The 17489-nt window shown below is 45.3% G+C and carries 21 protein-coding genes, 1 pseudogene and 1 riboswitch; of the genes and pseudogenes, 3 read left to right on the plus strand and 19 right to left on the minus strand.

Features of this window, described 5'->3' with window-relative positions; genetic code table 11:
* Positions 1-68 precede the first annotated feature (68 nt).
* The 7 genes and pseudogenes from GJB61_RS15690 to GJB61_RS15720 form a co-directional block, all read right to left on the minus strand.
* Complete coding sequence (locus tag GJB61_RS15690; protein ID WP_154119566.1) at positions 69-701, minus strand: hypothetical protein; 633 nt, start codon at positions 699-701, stop codon at positions 69-71.
* A gap of 22 nt (positions 702-723) precedes the next feature.
* Complete coding sequence (locus GJB61_RS15695; protein WP_154119568.1) at positions 724-1326, minus strand: nitroreductase family protein; 603 nt, start codon at positions 1324-1326, stop codon at positions 724-726.
* Between the two features lie 228 nt (positions 1327-1554).
* Positions 1555-1812, minus strand: a pseudogene (locus GJB61_RS15700) (transposase); the annotation flags it as partial.
* A 340-nt stretch (positions 1813-2152) separates the two neighbouring features.
* Positions 2153-2935, minus strand: a complete 783-nt coding sequence (pstB, locus tag GJB61_RS15705; RefSeq protein ID WP_154119570.1) for a phosphate ABC transporter ATP-binding protein PstB — start codon at positions 2933-2935, stop codon at positions 2153-2155.
* Positions 2936-2973: 38 nt separating this feature from the next.
* On the minus strand, positions 2974-3870 hold the full coding sequence (pstA, locus tag GJB61_RS15710) for a phosphate ABC transporter permease PstA (protein ID WP_154119572.1): 897 nt from the start codon (positions 3868-3870) through the stop codon (positions 2974-2976).
* Positions 3867-4769, minus strand: coding sequence for a phosphate ABC transporter permease subunit PstC (gene pstC / locus GJB61_RS15715; protein WP_154119574.1), 903 nt, complete (start codon positions 4767-4769; stop codon positions 3867-3869). The genes pstA and pstC overlap by 4 nt, the downstream gene beginning before the upstream one ends.
* Before the next feature lie 92 nt (positions 4770-4861).
* Positions 4862-5824 (minus strand): phosphate ABC transporter substrate-binding protein, encoded by a 963-nt coding sequence (locus GJB61_RS15720; protein WP_154119576.1) that lies wholly within the window; start codon positions 5822-5824, stop codon positions 4862-4864.
* 193 nt (positions 5825-6017) lie between these two features.
* Between GJB61_RS15720 and GJB61_RS15725 the strand changes: the two genes are divergently transcribed.
* Positions 6018-6905 carry a LysR family transcriptional regulator gene (locus tag GJB61_RS15725; protein WP_154119578.1) on the plus strand — a complete coding sequence of 296 codons (888 nt, stop codon included), beginning with the start codon at positions 6018-6020 and terminating at the stop codon, positions 6903-6905.
* 84 nt (positions 6906-6989) lie between these two features.
* Here the strand turns inward: GJB61_RS15725 and GJB61_RS15730 are convergent, their stop codons facing one another.
* From GJB61_RS15730 to GJB61_RS15775, 10 genes are all read right to left on the minus strand, one after another.
* Positions 6990-7832 (minus strand): class I SAM-dependent methyltransferase, encoded by an 843-nt coding sequence (locus GJB61_RS15730; protein ID WP_154119580.1) that lies wholly within the window; start codon positions 7830-7832, stop codon positions 6990-6992.
* Between the two features lie 32 nt (positions 7833-7864).
* Positions 7865-8779 (minus strand): DMT family transporter, encoded by a 915-nt coding sequence (locus GJB61_RS15735; RefSeq protein ID WP_338115865.1) that lies wholly within the window; start codon positions 8777-8779, stop codon positions 7865-7867.
* Positions 8780-8922: 143 nt separating this feature from the next.
* Positions 8923-9747 (minus strand): VanW family protein, encoded by an 825-nt coding sequence (locus GJB61_RS15740; RefSeq protein ID WP_229521831.1) that lies wholly within the window; start codon positions 9745-9747, stop codon positions 8923-8925.
* On the minus strand, positions 9748-10272 hold the full coding sequence (locus GJB61_RS15745; protein WP_154119581.1) for a cysteine hydrolase family protein: 525 nt from the start codon (positions 10270-10272) through the stop codon (positions 9748-9750).
* 165 nt (positions 10273-10437) lie between these two features.
* Entirely contained in the window at positions 10438-11160 is a 723-nt protein-coding gene (gene queE, locus GJB61_RS15750; RefSeq protein WP_338115866.1) for a 7-carboxy-7-deazaguanine synthase QueE, read from the minus strand.
* Positions 11153-11635, minus strand: coding sequence for a 6-pyruvoyl trahydropterin synthase family protein (locus GJB61_RS15755; protein WP_154119585.1), 483 nt, complete (start codon positions 11633-11635; stop codon positions 11153-11155). The genes queE and GJB61_RS15755 overlap by 8 nt, the downstream gene beginning before the upstream one ends.
* Positions 11636-12301: a 7-cyano-7-deazaguanine synthase QueC gene (gene queC, locus GJB61_RS15760; RefSeq protein ID WP_229521839.1), complete on the minus strand. Its 666-nt coding sequence runs from the start codon at positions 12299-12301 to the stop codon at positions 11636-11638.
* A gap of 29 nt (positions 12302-12330) precedes the next feature.
* A complete protein-coding gene (queF, locus tag GJB61_RS15765) occupies positions 12331-12831 on the minus strand; it encodes a preQ(1) synthase (RefSeq protein ID WP_154119587.1) in 501 nt (166 codons plus the stop codon).
* Between the two features lie 206 nt (positions 12832-13037).
* A riboswitch (PreQ1 riboswitch) is annotated at positions 13038-13081 on the minus strand.
* A gap of 116 nt (positions 13082-13197) precedes the next feature.
* Entirely contained in the window at positions 13198-13881 is a 684-nt protein-coding gene (locus GJB61_RS15770) for an ABC transporter permease (protein ID WP_154119589.1), read from the minus strand.
* The gene (locus GJB61_RS15775; protein ID WP_154119591.1) at positions 13878-14726 is read right to left on the minus strand and encodes an ABC transporter ATP-binding protein; all 849 of its coding nucleotides are present in this window, start codon (positions 14724-14726) and stop codon (positions 13878-13880) included. The genes GJB61_RS15770 and GJB61_RS15775 overlap by 4 nt, the downstream gene beginning before the upstream one ends.
* Before the next feature lie 155 nt (positions 14727-14881).
* Between GJB61_RS15775 and ymzB the strand changes: the two genes are divergently transcribed.
* On the plus strand, positions 14882-15217 hold the full coding sequence (gene ymzB, locus GJB61_RS15780) for a protein YmzB (RefSeq protein WP_154119593.1): 336 nt from the start codon (positions 14882-14884) through the stop codon (positions 15215-15217).
* A 62-nt stretch (positions 15218-15279) separates the two neighbouring features.
* Here ymzB and murB read toward each other — a convergent pair whose 3' ends face one another.
* Entirely contained in the window at positions 15280-16191 is a 912-nt protein-coding gene (murB, locus tag GJB61_RS15785) for a UDP-N-acetylmuramate dehydrogenase (protein WP_154119595.1), read from the minus strand.
* A gap of 124 nt (positions 16192-16315) precedes the next feature.
* Here murB and GJB61_RS15790 point away from each other — a divergent pair, with 124 nt between their 5' ends.
* Entirely contained in the window at positions 16316-16537 is a 222-nt protein-coding gene (locus GJB61_RS15790; RefSeq protein ID WP_154119597.1) for an NAD(P)H-dependent oxidoreductase, read from the plus strand.
* A gap of 125 nt (positions 16538-16662) precedes the next feature.
* On the opposite strand, the gene GJB61_RS15795 is transcribed toward GJB61_RS15790, so the two are convergent.
* Positions 16663-17475 carry a (2Fe-2S)-binding protein gene (locus GJB61_RS15795; RefSeq protein WP_154119599.1) on the minus strand — a complete coding sequence of 271 codons (813 nt, stop codon included), beginning with the start codon at positions 17473-17475 and terminating at the stop codon, positions 16663-16665.
* Positions 17476-17489 lie beyond the last annotated feature (14 nt).

Below are 17489 nucleotides of genomic sequence, written 5' to 3' on the forward strand. Positions count from 1 at the left end.
TTAAATATAAACTAATGTAATTAGTTTTGCAATATAGAAATTCCCTCTTGGATAGGAACCTCTATACTTCAATTTTCATTTTTCCCAATAGAGAAATATTCCTCAATAAGTTCGAAATTATCCTGCAAGCTTTTGACCCCATCTACCTTTAACAAATTCAGCTTTAAATGATTGGCTTCCTGTTGGATAAGCTCAGCAAATAAAACATCTCTCGACATCCAATTATTAAAAGATACTGTAGGATCTTCTGTTTGCTGTAATAACTCTTGTATCCAAGATCTCTGGCTATAATGTTCCCTTTGAAAACGCTCCGAAGGAATAATCCATATGCCCTTATGATTGGGTCTCAAATGGGGCAGCACCAAATGGGGTAATAATTGATTTCCTTCTACGACAATAGGAACGTTAGGTCTGGCAGCAAGGTCTTCCAAGACCAATAAGAAATCCTCCTTAAAGAATTGAAGATATACTCTTAATTGTTCTTGGACATCCCTGGTATAGAAAGCTTCGTTCGGATTCATCATAGACACTTTATGCATAGCGGGCTGTTTATCCCGTGAAATGTTCTGCATATGTTTATCATAGTACTCATCACATGCATAAAGTTCAAGCCCATACTTATCTGCATACCTCTTGGCTAACGTACTTTTCCCTGAACATGCCGAGCCGCCGATCCAGTAAATGATTTGATCTATTGCCATAGTCCCACTCACTCCATGTTTATTATTCTACTACTCCACTCTCCGGATAACTGTCTACAATCTTCAGCAGCTTGGAGGCTTCGGTACGTGGGCGGCTGCCCGGCACGGTCTCCGGATATCCAGCGTGGACCATGGCTACGATCTTTTCACCCGGCTGTACACCAAGCTTGTTACGGAATTCCGGTGCATAAATATAGGGATCAGTCTTCCAGATTGTGCCGACACCCTGTTCCCATGCGGCGAGCTGAAAATTCTGCACAAGTGCGGATACGGCGGCATAATCCTCGTCCCATTCCCGCTGCCGCGGATCTTCCGGCATGATCACAATTAAGGTCAACGGAACGCTTGAGAGATATTCTTTGCGCTTCACTGCAAAATCCGAGTCAGCTACTGTACGTTTCATAAACGAAAAGGCAGCCTCGCCCAAGAACTTCGCACCCTCTCCCTGAAAAGCAATAAACCGCCACGGCTCGCGCAGCCCATGATTTGGTGCCCATACAGCGACATTAAGCAGCTCTTCCAGAAGTCCCACAGGGAGTGGATCAGGCTTGAATTGTTTAATAGAGCGCCGTTCCTTAATCACAGCAGCAATGCCGGAAACCGGTGTCGATTGGATCTGATTCATAGGATGTCCTCCAATTATGATAGTGAGAATGATTATCATAAATATTACAACATCCTTAATTTTTTAGCAAATTCTCAAAACGCAAAAAAAATATAGGGGCTGTCTCAAAAGTAGATATTTTTGAAGAATGAGATAGCTTATTTCAAAGCCTTAAAAGCAAAAAAAATGAGCCAGTCTTCGGGTTATTGGAGACTGGCCCGTTTTCGTTTTTGATCCGTAGTGACCTGGCCTTCCGGCTAGCCACATGAAGGGAATATATTCTCGCACAGTCTTGGCCATTTGACGGGAGGAATAGAGGCGCTGGGTGTAGGCGTAAATAATGACTTTGGTTAGCATTTTGGCGTGATAGTTGTCCCGATCGCCACCGGGATACGCTGCGGAAAAGATAGTGTCGTCTAGCCGGTTGACGGCGGTATTGACGACACGAACGAGGTGATGGCTCGGGATATCTTCTTCTAAATCCATTGGCAAGCCAAGTGGGTCCATGGACAATGGATTGTACAAAGAAATCGCTCCGTTGAACGGGTTGCTGGTCCTTCCATTTTACCAAAGGACGATTTCTTTTTGTGATTTCAATGAAGATTTTGAGTATGATTTTTCCGCTGAAACCAGCGGAGAGGACGGAATGATTGCGGAAAAGCGATAGCGGTCGCCTTGATGTCCGGATTTTCACCGCTAAGGGGAATGAAAAAAACCTGGAGACCACAGCGATTGGAGCAACGGTCCGTTCGCGGAACGTCCTCACAAGCGCAACCGTCTATCTGACTCCAAAAAAAAGCTGTCCCAAGCAGCCATTTCATGGCTTATGGGACAGCCCCCTCTTCCATCAGCCGAACCGGCCCATGATATATTCCTGAGTCATTTGATTCGTTGGATTCGTAAAGACCTTCTCAGTCTTATCATATTCAACAAGCGAGCCTAAGTAAAAGTAGGCGGTATAATCAGATATACGCGCTGCCTGCTGCATGTTGTGCGTCACAATGACAATACGTAGATCTTCCTTCAGCTCTTTGATTAGCTCCTCTATTTTACCAGTAGAGACAGGGTCAAGCGCCGAAGCTGGCTCATCCAAAAGCAATATTTGTGGATTAACCGATAATGCTCTGGCAATACATAGCCGCTGCTGCTGTCCACCGGACAGAGCCAACGCCGAATCCTTCAGTCGGTCCTTCACTTCATCCCACAGTGCGGCGCGGCGCAGGCTGCTCTCCACAATCTCATCCAAGGCTTTTTTGCCTTTAATTCCATGATATTTGGGTCCAAAAGCGACGTTGTCATAAATAGATTTATAGAACGGATTGGGCTTCTGCCAGACCATGCCAATCTTTTGCCGCAGCTTGATCACATCCGTGCCTGGAGCATTAATATCGATACCATCGATCCAGATGCTGCCTTTGGTTGTCGATCCGGAGATTTCGTCATTCATCCGGTTCAGTGAACGAAGAAAGGTGGATTTACCGCAGCCCGAAGGGCCGATTAACGCCGTAACTGTATTCTGGGCAAAAGGTAAGCTAATTCCTTTAACCGCTTCATAGGTTCCGTAATAAATACTCAACTGCTCAGTTTGAAAAGCTTCACCAACTGGTGTTTCTATCGCCGTCGCTCCCATGTCTTACTCCTCCTAAAGGTATCTGCTATAAGCCCGCATTAGTCCATGCTTTTTGATGCAGTGAGCTTGCGGTATATCAATCTGCCAAAGTAACGCGCAGCCAGATTAAAGATTAATACGGTTAATACGAGCACAGCTGAAGCCCCGGCGGCAATTTGAGCCGCATCGGGAGCCAATCCTTCACTGTTGATCTTCCAAATATGCACAGCCAGTGTTTCAGCTGGACGGAATGGATTTAGCGGCGAAGAAGGGCTTAACGGGTTCCAATTGGTGAAATCCAGCCGTGGACTGCTCATACCTGCAGTGAACATCAGCGCGGCGGCTTCCCCAAATACACGACCTGCGGACAGTATAGTTCCGGTTATAATTGTAGGCAAAGCCACCGGTAACAATACGGAAGTTACGATTTTCCACTTGGATAGTCCAAGCGCAAAGCCTGCCTCCTTTTGCTGGTTCGGTACACTTCGGAAGGCCTGCTCCGTAATCCGCACCATCAGCGGCAGATTGAATACCGTCAGCGCCAGCGCACCGGATATTAAGGAGAAGCCCAGATTAAAGTAATTGACAATCAACAACAGTCCGAACAAGCCGACTACGATGGAAGGGAAAGAAGACAATACTTCCACGATCAGGCGGATGAAGCCGGTAAGCTTGCCAGGGCGAGCATATTCGGCCATAAAAATACCGGCGCCCAACCCAAGTGGTACCGTAATAATCAATGTCAATACGAGCAAAAAAATGGAGTTGAACAGCTGTGGCCCAACCCCACCGCCTGCACGAATCTTTTGTGGTGCAGAGGTAAGGAAGTCCCAACTGACATGACTTAAACCCCGGAATAGAATATATCCTAATAGACCTACAAGAATGGCTACGATAAAAAGTGCGAAAAATACAATCACGCTAGTGGCAATCTTGTCTACAGTTCTCGGCTTCAAATTTTATTTCTCCTTTCAAGCAGTCTTACGAGGAAGACGAATACAAAGGTCATCAGCATTAACACAAGCGCCATACTCCACAGTGCGTTATTATGCGCCGAGCCCATAGTGGTGTTCCCCATTCCGAGTGTAATCACACTTGTTAAGGTAGAAGCCGATTCGAAAAGCGAGCGCGGTATGAATGGTGCATTACCGATAACCATCTGTACAGCAAGTGCTTCACCGAATGCACGAGCCATGCCAAGAACAATCCCTGTCATGATGGCAGGAAACGTGGTTGGGATGATGACCCGGGATATCGTCTGCCACCGGGTGGCACCAAGCGCAAAGGAAGATTCTTTCAAATTTTGCGGCAATGAAGCCAGCGCGTCTGCAGCCACGCTTGTAATGGTTGGCAGTATCATTACAGCCAGCACAAGCGCGCCTGCAGCTACCCCGATGCCCTGACCAGGCAGCGTGTTGCGCAGAAACGGAACAATAACACTCAATCCGATAAATCCGTAAACCACTGAAGGGATACCAGCCAGCAGCTCAATTACAGGCTGCAGGAGCTTTTTGCCCCAGCCCGGAACAATCTCGGTCATAAATAAAGCGGCACATAAACTAAGCGGACTGGCAATAAGTGCAGCAAGCAGTGTAACTAAGAAAGAGCCCGCAATAAATGGAAAGGCTCCGAAGGATGGCGTGTCCCCTTCAGGTGACCACTTGGTACCGAATAAAAAATCAGAAACAGTAACATCACCGCCAATAAAGGTAGAAATCCCTTTAGATGCTACAAAATATACCATCGATACAATAATTATGATCAATAGCGCCACACAAAAGGACATATATGTACGTCCTATAAAGTCTTCAATATGATGTTTTTCAATACGTGCTTTCTTTGGTTTCACCCTCAAGCTGCTCCCTCTTTCTAAAGTGAAAAGAGAGGCAGATAAATCCCGCCTCTAATCACTTGAAATTCTGATGTAAATCTTAACATGATGTTGTATTATTTTGTTGTAACAGTACCTGCTACATCGCGTGATACCTGCATTTGTGAAGCAGGAATGTATCCAAGTTCCACAACATCACCTGTTTGCACTTCATCAGTTAAGAAGTAATCAAGGAATGCTTTAACTGTTTCATTGGGTTCGCCGTTTGTATACATATGCTCGTAAGCCCATACTGGATATTTACCAGAAATCACATTGTCTACAGATGGATCAACACCGTCATAGCTAAGTGTTTTGACAGAATCATCAAGGTAAGAGAGCCCCAAATAACCAATAGCGCCTGGTGTTTCTCCGATCATTTTCTTAACTGTACCCGAGGAATCTTCTTGAATGGAGCCTTGAACATCTTCGGTTTTAGTTCCAAGTGCAAAGCTTTCAAAGGTTGCACGTGTTCCTGAGCTGCTTGGACGGTTGATAATTTGAATCTTTTGGTCTGCGCCGCCAACTTCATTCCAGTTGGTCACTTTGCCAGTGAAAATATCTACCAGCTGTTGTTTGGTCAAGGTAGTTACACCTGCATCCGGATGGGTTACCGCTGCAATGGCTACAACGGCTACTTGATGATCAACCAGTGCTGCTGCTTTTTCTGCATCTGCATCTTTTAATTTCTCTTCAGCAAACACATCAGAGTTACCAATATCCACTTGTTTCTCAGCTACTTGAGTCAGGCCAGTTCCGCTGCCGCCGCCTTGCACTTGAATATCAACACCTGCATTGGTATCCATGAATTTCTCAGCTACTTGCTCTACCAGTGGTTGCAAGGCTGTGGAACCTGAAGCCAGAATCGAACCGCTTAATTCAGCGCCGCTGCTTGTTTCTGTAGGTGCATTAGTTGCAGCTGCATTAGTACCCCCATTATTGGTTGTTGCATTATTTCCACCATTATTGTTACCACATGCCGAAAGTGCCAATACACTTGTTAAAGCCAAAGTCATGACCCACGTTTTTTTAAATTGCATTTGTTTGTCTCCTCCTGATTGTTTTAATGACGCTTCTGACTCTTCTTATTCTAGAGCTCGTTCGTTAGGTAAACATCTGAGTTATGTAAAGGGAAGGATAAAAATACTAATAGAATATGTATATCGTTATAGATATAATCTATAATAAAGATATAATTTGTAATATAGCTAATCATTCAGTCGGAGGAAAGCCATGAATATTATGAAGCTTCAGATTGTAGTACTAATCGAGAAATATAAAAAAGTGACGGATGTTGCCGCCGAATTAGGCTTGAAGCAACCCACTGTGTCTTTTCATATGAAGAACCTGGAAAGTGAACTTGGAACCTCTTTATTCGAATATCGAAGCGGCAGAGTGCTGCTAACAGATGCTGGACGGGCCCTTCACCAATATGCAGTCAAAATCGTAAGTCTTGCGGCCGATGCCGAGCGTAGTGTGAAACAATCCACTTCAACTTCTCAGGGAAGCCTAGAGCTCGAAGCTGGATATATTCCTGCTACTTATATTTTACCTAAATCAATATCCCAATTCATGAATATAAATCTGGGAGTTCAATTCTCCCTTTCGGTGCAATCAGATGCTCTTGTTCGAGAGCGGTTACGGAGCAGGGAGATACAATTGGCGGTTCTACATAGTACGGATTGGAGTGATGAATCATTCAGCTTCCAGTTAATTGCCCGCGATGAAGCTGTGCTCATCTTTGCCCCTGGACATCATTTTGAGGGTGTACGTAACCTTACTCCGGAGCAGGTCGCCCGTGAGCCATGGATTCAGCATGTAAGCGGATCATCCTTACGAGGGACTGCCGATAGATGGGCACAGTTAAACAATGTCCGCCTGTGGAACCGTGCAGAGTTAAATTCTCCGGCAAGCGTTAAAGGGATTATCCGTGAAGGGGGAACTGTTGGCATCTATTCTAGAGCAGGAATTGAAGCTGAACTAGCACTTGGTCAGTTAAAATTCACTTCTCTGCCAGGAATTTTGCCGGAGAACAGTGGTTTTGTACTGGCCTGGCGGAAAGACCACACGCTTACACCGGTGCAGCAGGCTTTTGCAGATCTATTAACGGACTCCAGATGATGAATAACCAAAAAAACCGGTACGACCAAACTAGCTCTTTAACAGAACATAGCATGGATCTACCGGTGATGCTCATTCTTTTTATTAACGTTCGGATTTCCCTGCCACTATTGTAAATGTCTTGGGAATCCCTTTATCATATACATCCGATGATAAATTGGGCTCCTCTACCAGCTTGCTGATGACTAGTCCGCTGGACGCTGCTGCTGTAACGATTTCGCCAAGCGTCCAGCGACGCCAGTACACAACACTATGCTCAGGTTGCTCTGAATTCTCCCCTGTTGCAGGCAAATACTTGGAGTAAGATACTTTCTTCTCTTGCAGCGTTGTATCGAAGTAATCACCAGTCACTTTATGTTTGCGCACCTTTGCTGTCGATCCCTTGGAGGAGATCAACTTGGTCGTAATCGGATGAAAATCACGCAGAATAAATTTCCCTCCTGGGGCAAGCAACCGATACACGGTATCCATAAAAGGGGTGAGATCGGTAAAATAGTGCACAATCCCCTGCTCGGCAAATACGGTATCATACGATCCGTCCATAATCTCTTCCGGCAGCTTGAGTACATCAGACACGATATAAGTAAGCTGAACCCCTGCTTCTTGCGCCAGATCAGCTGCATAGCGGGCATTAGCCTCGGAGAAATCTGCCACACTCACCTCTGCACCCAGCAGGCCGAGCGCGACCGCTTTCATGCCATTGGAGCCCATTAGGTTCATTATCTTCCTGCCGTTTACCTCACCCAGATAGGATGCCAGCGGATAAAGTCTGCCGAGCGGATCTTTCACCAGTTTCGCGGCGGCTTCAGCCGGCGTTCCAAAGCGGCTTGTCCAAGCCGTATAGGTGTCCTCGTTCCACAGTTCCTCACTTGTTGGACCTGAGTTGTTAACCAAATCCGTTTCTTGTTCTTTATCCTGTTCTTCCATTACCTATGACCCCTTTGTTATATAAATATCTGTTATGAAACGTTCTGTAGAGTCGCAGACGCCTTCGCCGCTTTCTTCCGTCCTCCGTACAAATAAACAGCGAGTCCAAACATGACCAAGACTCCTCCGGCCCATTGTAGAGCGCTTAGTTGTTCACCCAGTAGCAAATAGGCCAGGATACTCGCCCCTACTGGCTCTCCTAAAATATTCATGGATACTGTTGTAGCTGAGACATACTGCAGCAACCAGTTAAAGAGAATATGCCCGAATACGGTTGGAACTACAGCCAGTAGTACAAATATTCCCCAATCCCTCGCTGGATAATTAAAGAAGGGAACTCCCATGAAAAAATTATAGACGGCAAAGACGATAACAGCCGATAGGAAGACGATTAAGCTATATAAGTACGAAGGCATGCGTACTACCAGCTTTTGGCCGATTAACATATGTACCGCTACTGCAGCTGTTCCTCCGATAGATAATAGGTCACCTTTAAGGTTGTCTGCAGAAACACCCACATCTCCCCAGCCGATAAAAAGCACACCACCAATGGCTATGGCCATGCCAAGGAGTGCTGATAATGCAGTCCTTTCCTTATACAAAAAATAGGCGCCCAGCATAATAAACACAGGCTCCAATGCCATAATCATCGTCGAGCTGGCCACAGAAGTATACTTCAACGAACCCATCCATAGCAAAAAGTGCAATGCCAGCATGGTGCCGGACAAACCAAGCATGAACCAGTCCTTTTTACGCAGAGCAAAAGCTGCACCACTATAAGGCCGGGCGAAAGGGAGCATCAACAGTGAAGTAAACAGCAGCCTGTACATACCCTGCACAGATGCCGGAGCCGCTGACCATTTAATAAAGATGGAAGAAAAAGATACAGCCACAATCCCAATAATCATCAGCAACGGAACGGGGACGGGCGGGTTTTTTCGATTCACAGGAGTAGCGTCCTTTCCGTATCATAAAGTCACATATGTAAATGTAACGCAGACCGCCGAAAATTGCAGCCCTTTTTCATAAAAAAGCATAGTCCTCCACTCCAGATGAAGGTCTATGCAATATATTCAAGCGATTTGATTCTTTAGCTTGTTCCATGCAGCAGCGGAGAATACATCATTAGAGCGTGATTGTCAGTTACGTCTTCAACGCCGGCCAGCTCACCGGTGCGAGTGAATACTTTTCGCTGAATCCGGTTGCTTCGTACATAACCACCCCACGGCTCAAGACTAATCATATGTTCACTTTCATAAATCTCATACTCATACAGCTGCTGTGCATCACATCTCCATGCACCATGCAGATGCGTATCATCCAACCACAGCTTCAGTTGGTATTTGTTTTCCGTGTTATTCTGTAGTTGAAGATCAAGATAATTATAGGAGCAGGTCGCACCGCTGCCAAAAGGCTGAGTCCGTTGTTCATCGGGAAAAACATCGTAGCTGTGTCGATGTCTTTCCGTAACCGTGAGCGGAGTATGCAACGTCATCCAGTAGATTAGATTGGACAGCTGACATAATCCGCCTCCAACACCAGAATGAAATCCCCCATAATACAGAACCATACCGTCCACATAACCTTTGCGTCTAGTGGGCTTGCCAATGCTTCTCCAGTAAGAGAAGGTCTCCCCAGGTCGAATAAGCAAACCCTCCAGCCTTCCTATAGCCAACCGTAGATTCGTTATTTTATTATATTGCAGCTCCATATCTACATTTCGAAGACTGCGCAGTAGCGGGGTTGCGTGCTTCATGACCTCATAAGGTAAATTATTAGCAGTGTGTGATATCGCCAGCTTGCTCCGGTGCGTATACCATTGATAGTATCTTTTCCAGGTAAAATATCGCTTGCCGGCAAATAATCTCAAGCGCGAGCGCCGAATGGGCTTCATGGCTGCTTTTACCGTGATCATCTAGAATAACACCTCACTCTCCGCAAGCAATGCCGCAAATCTCCCTCCCAACACCGAATTATGATGCTTCACAATGTCTCCACCCGTTAAGTTCGCATTATCAAAGGTACTGTGTGCATCCTTAACCAATACACTTGTATAACCGAGACTGTAGGCGCGTCTGGTAGTGGTATCTAGACAGAACTCACTTTGCATCCCTGCGATCACAAGACCCGTTATCTCCCGACGCTGCAGCTCCTCATGCAGTGCCGTACGGTGAAAGGCATCCCAAGTCGGTTTCTCAATAATAAGATCCCCTTCCAGCGGAGTGATGCGGCTGCTGATCTGCCAGGTGGCTAAACCTTTAGTATACTCCTCGTCTTCTGTATGCTGAATATATACAACTGGCGTACCTGCCAACCGAGCCTTGTTCAGAAGCGAGACTATTCTTTCCATCACGCCTTCCTCATCGTGCAGCTTAAGGTCGGGATAGGAGAACATCGCTTCTTGTACGTCAATAAGTAATAGTGCAGTTTTTCCGCTCATTAAATAAACACTCCCCTCGTTCGTCTTTACATATTTCCATAAAGACGATTATAGCAGAATGTGGGATTGCTGGTCATTTGAAAATTCGGTCTGTCTTCTGCGTTTCTCTAAAACAAGCAAAAACGGATACTCTCCTTTTATGGACAGTACCCGTTTCTGCTTTAATTACTTACCTCTTTTATTATGCCAGATCAGTGCGTGCAGTTGTGGAAGCACACGCGCCAGATTCATCTCTTTATCAACGATGACTTTATTAAACAACCACTCCAGCCTTTCCAGCAGTCTACCCGAGATATCGCCCTCTTCTGTGACATCCTCATTACCTGGCTGGAGAAAGAACGGTATCAACGGATATCTCCGGTGAATACTTTTCGCATATTCATAATCCATATCATCGAATACAACGACCTTTAAGCTCTGGGTAACCTTGTTGCGCGCACTTAGATTATTCATGATGCTGTCCAACACTTCCCAATTCGTGGACATTCCCGAGCTTGGGGGTTTGGGGCTGATCGTCAGAACGTCAACCTCATAGAACCATTCCTGCCATCTGCTGCCTTGCGTTTCAATAGCGGCTTGAAGACCCCGAGCGTGAAGCATGCTTATAAACTCCCCCATGCCCTCGCCAATTAAAGCTGGATTGCCTCCAGAAATGGTCACACAGTTAAAGTTGTCCCCGGCAAGCTCCAGCAGCTCCGCCATAATCTCAGCTGGTTCCATCATTCGTACTTTTGCCTTCGCTGATCCATCCCAAGTAAAAGCAGAATCACACCAGCTGCAATGATAATCACAGCCGTAGGTACGGACGAACATCGTCTTCACACCGATTACTGCGCCTTCACCCTGAATAGTCGGCCCGAACATTTCAATTACAGGTATCTTACTCACAATCGCAGCCTCCATACAGGCGGTAGGAAGGCCCCTCTTCTGGAATATCCGCAGCCAGCACTTCTGCCCAAGAAGTTGGCGTCTCCCATAGCTTCACAGAGTACAGTGGCAGGCTGGCTTGCTTTAGCTTATAAGCAATATAACAAGACATATTTTCTACCGTAGTCCGAAATGACAAGAGCGCAACTTTCGAGCCTGTCTTTATTAATGTCTCCAGTACAGGTTCATTGCCCATAGCCAGAAAAGCATGATCCAAATGGTCGATGAGACTCTGCTGGACACTATTTTTGATGTCGCTGAAATCAATGACAAAACCCTCATCAGAATGGCCTTCTTCTACTAAAGGTTTACCTTTCAGTACAACCTCAAGCTTATACGTGTGACCGTGCAGATTGCTGCATTTCCCTTTATGTCCAACCAGTTGATGCGCGGAATCAAAGGTGAATATTTTACATACCGAAACCTCATTAAGCATTTAAGAACTAACCTTCTTTCTTTCCGCCTCATACTGCTCGAGGCCTCTGCTGCGCAGCAGACAGGCTGGGCAGGTTCCGCAGCCGCTGCCAATGATTCCGTTATAACAGGTCAAGGTATGCTCACGAACATAATCGAAATAGCCCAGTTCATCGGCCATTTTCCACGTTTCTTTTTTATCCAGCCACATCAGCGGGGTGTGAATTGCGAACTCATAGTCCATAGACAGGTTCAGCGTAACATTCAGTGACTTCACAAATACATCGCGGCAATCTGGATAACCACTGAAATCCGTCTGGCATACCCCTGTCACAATATGAGAATAACCCAGCTGTTTAGCTAAAATCGCGGCAAAGGATAAAAATAACAGGTTGCGTCCATCCACAAATGTGCTAGGAAGCTCATCCCCTTCGCCTGCGGCAATCTCTATGTCATCACGGGTTAATGCGTTCGGTGCCAGCTGGTTAAGCAGGGCTAAATCAAGAATATGCTGCTTCACGTTAAACTTCGCGGCAATCTCAGTAGCGACTTCAATTTCAGCGGCATGACGCTGGTTATAATTAAAGGTCACTACCTGAACTTCCTCAAACTGCTGCAGCGCCCAGATTAGACAGGTCGTGCTATCTTGTCCGCCGCTGAATACGACGAGTGCTTTTTTGTTCATCATTAGATTATCTCCTTCTCATTCCTTGGGAATTAGCGATTGCCGACTTTTTCCGGATACAGGTCATGATTGATCAAGCGATGCTCAGCCATCGACTCATACTTCGTTCCAGGTCGTCCCCAATTACAATAAGGATCAATCGAAATGCCACCACGCGGTGTGAATTTGCCCCACACTTCAATATAGCGCGGCTCCATCAGAGCAATCAGATCATTCATAATGATGTTGACACAGTCCTCGTGAAAGTCGCCATGATTGCGGAAACTGAATAGATAGAGTTTCAGCGATTTGGATTCGACCATTTTTTGCTCCGGAATATACGAGATATACATAGTTCCAAAATCCGGTTGGCCTGTTACAGGGCATAAGCTTGTAAATTCAGGGCAGTTAAATTTAACGAAATAATCCCGACCGGGGTGTTTATTATCAAAGACCTCCAGAATCTCCGGATCATAGCCGAACTTGTATGACGTTCCCTGGTTGCCCAGTAAAGTAACTTCTGGCATTTCCTCTTTCAATCTACCGTCTGACATAACAAAAAACCCCTCTCTTTTCCTTCGGCTGATCGCCGGAACTGGAAAGAAGAACGAGATTTCGAAAACCTGGCTCTACTAAAAACCGCAGTACCGTCCTATAAGGTCGGCATTTCTTTAGATGCAGCAAAATAGGAAATAAAGCAAAGGCCTGATGCCTCTACTTCTTGGAATCCCCTTTCCGGAGACCTCCCTATAGCAAAATAGCGGTCTTAGTTTTTTATAGAGGGAGTTTGCGAACCTCTCCTGCGTGATTTCACGCAGAAATCTTCTTACTTCTGTATGTTAAAAACAAAGCTATTGCGTCTTGAACTATACCATGGCAGAAGGGCTCATGACAAGCTTAAGCCCCTGGAATCCTCTTGTTTATTCTTCACCTATCCTAGAAATCCATAAAGAAAGTCCGACTATCCACAAAGGTAAGAGTAGGCTCTCCATGAGTAGCAAGCCATCTCCTTTCAGAATGCTGTTCAGATTCTGGGAAATTTCAATACTGGGCCATGCAACGAAGAAGGGATATGTCCAATTCGGCAGTGCCTCATAAACGGTAACTACCAAGAAGAAAATGATCATCACCGCGGAGCTGACAGCTGAGCCATTTTGGGAGGAGTTAACTAGAAATCCAATGATGATACCCATTTCCACGAACACAATACCACCCAATATCATGTATAGCAAGGAAGGCCAGAATGCCCATGACAGCCCATAATTCAGCAAAAAGACGATTGTTTGGGACAACAAAGATAAGATTAACACCGTTAATCCTTTAGCAACAATAATCTGACCCTTACTCAGTGGCGATATCAGCAACGCATCAAATGTTTTGCTCTCCCTCTCCTCGATTAATCCAGGACCAGTGATCATAATACCAACCATGACCTGAGCGAATAATATCCAGGTAGATAACAACATGAAATTAAGTCCGCTTTGATCCATTACAGTAATGATCACCTTGGACATAAAGATTGGCAGTACAACAAGTATGATTATAGACGGATTGCGTAATAGATCTCTAAACTCATGCTGAGTGAGCTTTAGTACGTTATTCAACTCAGTTCACTTCCAGTCAATACAGCGAACACATCAGCCAGAGAGGCTTCCTTACTATGGAGACTAATCATCTGACCGCTAGTCATAAGCTGATAAATATGGTCTTTGGTAGCTTCGTCAGCCAAGGGCCAAGAAGTCTTAATGATCTCTCCATCCTGCCAATACTCCGTCTCGATCTCCGCCTTGCCATAATCATTCTTTAAGCTCTGGGGATTATCTAGTGCCACCATTCTGCCCGCATGCATAATTCCTACTCTATCACTCAGTTCTTCAGCCTCATGCATATCATGAGTTGTCAACACGATTGTGGTTCCTTCGGTCTTAATGATCTTGATATATTCCCTGATTAATGCTGCTGAATTGGGGTCAAGACCGCTGGTCGGCTCATCCAGAAATAACACTTTAGGTTTATGGAGCAATGCTCTGGCGATTAAGACTCGCTGCTTCCAGCCTTTAGACAAGCTGTCTACTCTTACCCTCTGTCGTTCCAGCAACTGAAGACTATCCATAACTTCAATTACACGATTTGACGTTACTCCGTAAAGGTCTGCAAACAATATCAGGTTGTCTCTGACTGAACTGCGGGCATATAGGTTCGGAAGCTCAAAAACAACGCCAATCTGGGCGTGTAAATTCTTTTTATGTAATGAAATATTCATGCCATTAATTAATATTTCACCATTCGTTGGTTGCAGCAGGCCGGTCATCATTCGGAGCGTCGTCGTCTTGCCTGCGCCGTTGGGACCCAAGAAGCCAAACACCTCTCCCTTCCCGACTGAAAAAGATAGCCGGTCTACCGCCAACTTTTTCTGAAAAGATTTCGAAACCTCTGTGAGCTGTATCATTGGTTAAACCACCTTTGCTTATAGATGACAATGACCTCACTTCAAGCATATTCCTGACTATAGCGAATCATCCCTACAATGATATGGATTCAATTTCACGGAAAGGGGTAAGGTAACTTAAAGCTACTTATCTCCTAGAAGGATGGGATCATGATATGGAACGAACCGAACAGCAACTTTTGGATTGGCTTAATGAGCATGTGAACGAAACCGTTGTACTTGAAAAGCAGGAGCTCGATGATCTGGATACGATCCATTTCAACCTGGAATCTGTTGATTATCGGAATGCAGAGGCTGTTATCGATGAATATCTCGGCAGTGCGCTGATCTTAAGAGGTTCCGGCAGTACACTGAATGGGGATAATGAGTTGGTGCCACTACCACAGCATAATTACGAAATTGCCGTCGCGGGACTGCAAATTGAGAGCATCCGTGAGGATAAAGTCGAGCTAAAGACTGATAGAGCTAAATATGCTCTCTCATTAACGTAACTTTCAAAGCATAATAAAATAATCGAGGCCGTAGGTATGAAGTTACCTGCAGCCTCGCTTATTTATTCTTCCCCAATGATTTCCACTTCGGTCTCCAGCTCAATATCAAATTTATCCTTAACAGTTGCTCTTACATGCTGGATAAGTCCGATATAATCGCTGGCTGTTGCATTATCCATATTTACGATAAATCCGGCATGTTTCTTCGATACTTCCGCTCCGCCCAATCTTGTCCCTTGCAGACCGCTTTCTTGAATTAATTGGCCTGCGTATCGCCCCGGCGGTCGTTTAAAGACACTCCCACAGGATGGATACTCCAGCGGTTGCTTCGATTCACGCTTGTAGGTCAAATCATCCATAGCAGACTTAATGTCAGCCGCCGCCGCAGGCTTCAAGACAAAACGGGCTTCTAGGACAATAAACTCTCCGCTGGCAAATACACTTTGTCTGTATCCCCATTGCAGATCGTCACCTTGGAGCGTGACTACTTGACCCGACTTATTAATAGCTAACGCACTATGCAGAACATCCTTTACTTCACCGCCATAAGCACCCGCATTCATGTATAGAGCGCCGCCAACTGTTCCCGGGATACCACAGGCGAACTCAAGCCCGGATAGCTCCTGCTCCAGTGCATACCGGGAGACATCGATAATTGTGGCACCACATTGAGCATACAGGTAATCTCCGCGGACCCCCATCTCGATTAAGTCGGAGGTTTGCAGAACAATCCCGCGTATGCCCCCATCTCGAATAATCACATTCGAACCATTTCCAAGCACCGTAAGCGGAATAAGCTGCTGATGGGCATAGGTAACAACTTGTTGTAATTCTTCATATGTGGCGGGAGCTACCAGAATATCAGCCTGCCCACCCATTTTGGTAAACACGTGATCCTTAAGAACTTCATGAATCTTCACTGTTCCCGCAGTAACAATATGCTGTAGATCTCTTTGGATTTTGCTAATATTCATCTTTCATGCTCCTTTAATGATGTGAAAATGCTATTCTTGATAATCCATACTCTACTTCAATCTTGAAAGGGAGTTCAATGCATGGCAACGTTAGTTATCATCACAACAAACCGTATGGTAAGGAATGCAGTTTGTTGCTAGATCTACCGGAGCCCCTCAAGAAGCTTATCAACCGGGTGGTCGTAATAAATTTACTTTAGAAGAGATTCGAATACCTATGAAAGTTACAGCTAACCTAATTGGTATGAAGATGCTGCCTTACTTTGCTATCAATAGTGCAAGGTTAGTCACGGATGAAGAACTGAGCCAGTCCGCGGTGGCTTATGCTGCAATCATTACAGCTTAAATGAGTTGTAGGCAACCACAACTTTAACAACGAACAGGCTCCCTTGTCAATGACGGGAGCCTATTCGTTGGTGTGATTCAATTATTAATAAAAATATTAATATAAAGTTTCCGCTTAAATTAAATCTATTCTTTAGCCAAAGCTGCCTTTTCCCGATACACTCTTCTGCGAGCGATTCTCTCTTCTTCTTTCAGACGGGGACAAGTATAGCAATAGCTTCCCCCCTCTGTGCGGTAGTACAAGCAGCAGCGGTTGCGCATCTGTACATTTTTATCAGGATCAGCTAGATCTTCGATTGTGCGAACCGTTACCTGAAAGGGATTTCTTGAGATCCCGAACACTTCAGCTGGCACATTATTGATCAGATATTGATAATCTTCTTGTAAACGGCGGACCACAGTAGGGTCCCCGATCTCTTTTACCAAAATCTCAACATAATAATTGAACTTTGTCGGCAACTGGCCCCATACCTCACTTGCCACCAAACCGCTGACCTCAGCCATTGTATTCAATAAAGGTGCCATCGTATCACGATAAAAGCGGACAAGGGTTTCATTCCTCCATGTTTCCCGCCTCAACTCATCAGCTAGAGGGGCTTCAGTCATCTGCCAATCCTTCAAAGAAAAGGCAACTCGGCAGTAACCATTAGCAGGTATTAGATGAATTTGCAGATTAGACAAATTTATATCCGGAACAGAATCATAGAGAGTGACAGAGTATTGCACCGAAAGCGCCAGCATGGATAACCAATTGGCAAAATAAGCAGCAACCGCTCGATCGTCCAAAGCCTTCATCAAGGGTCCGTAAATCCCCACAAAAGCTCTCATCTTCTCTTCATTTGTCAGCTCTAAAGCCACGAAACAATGCAGTGTTCCCTCAGGTGGAGTAGGTTGTAGATCAAATTTAGAGCTTATATCTTTCAGCTGTGTTTCATTCATCTCAGGACCTCCTG

It is taken from the genome of Paenibacillus monticola (assembly GCF_009664975.1).
Classification (GTDB): Bacteria; Bacillota; Bacilli; order Paenibacillales; family Paenibacillaceae; genus Paenibacillus_AQ; species Paenibacillus_AQ monticola.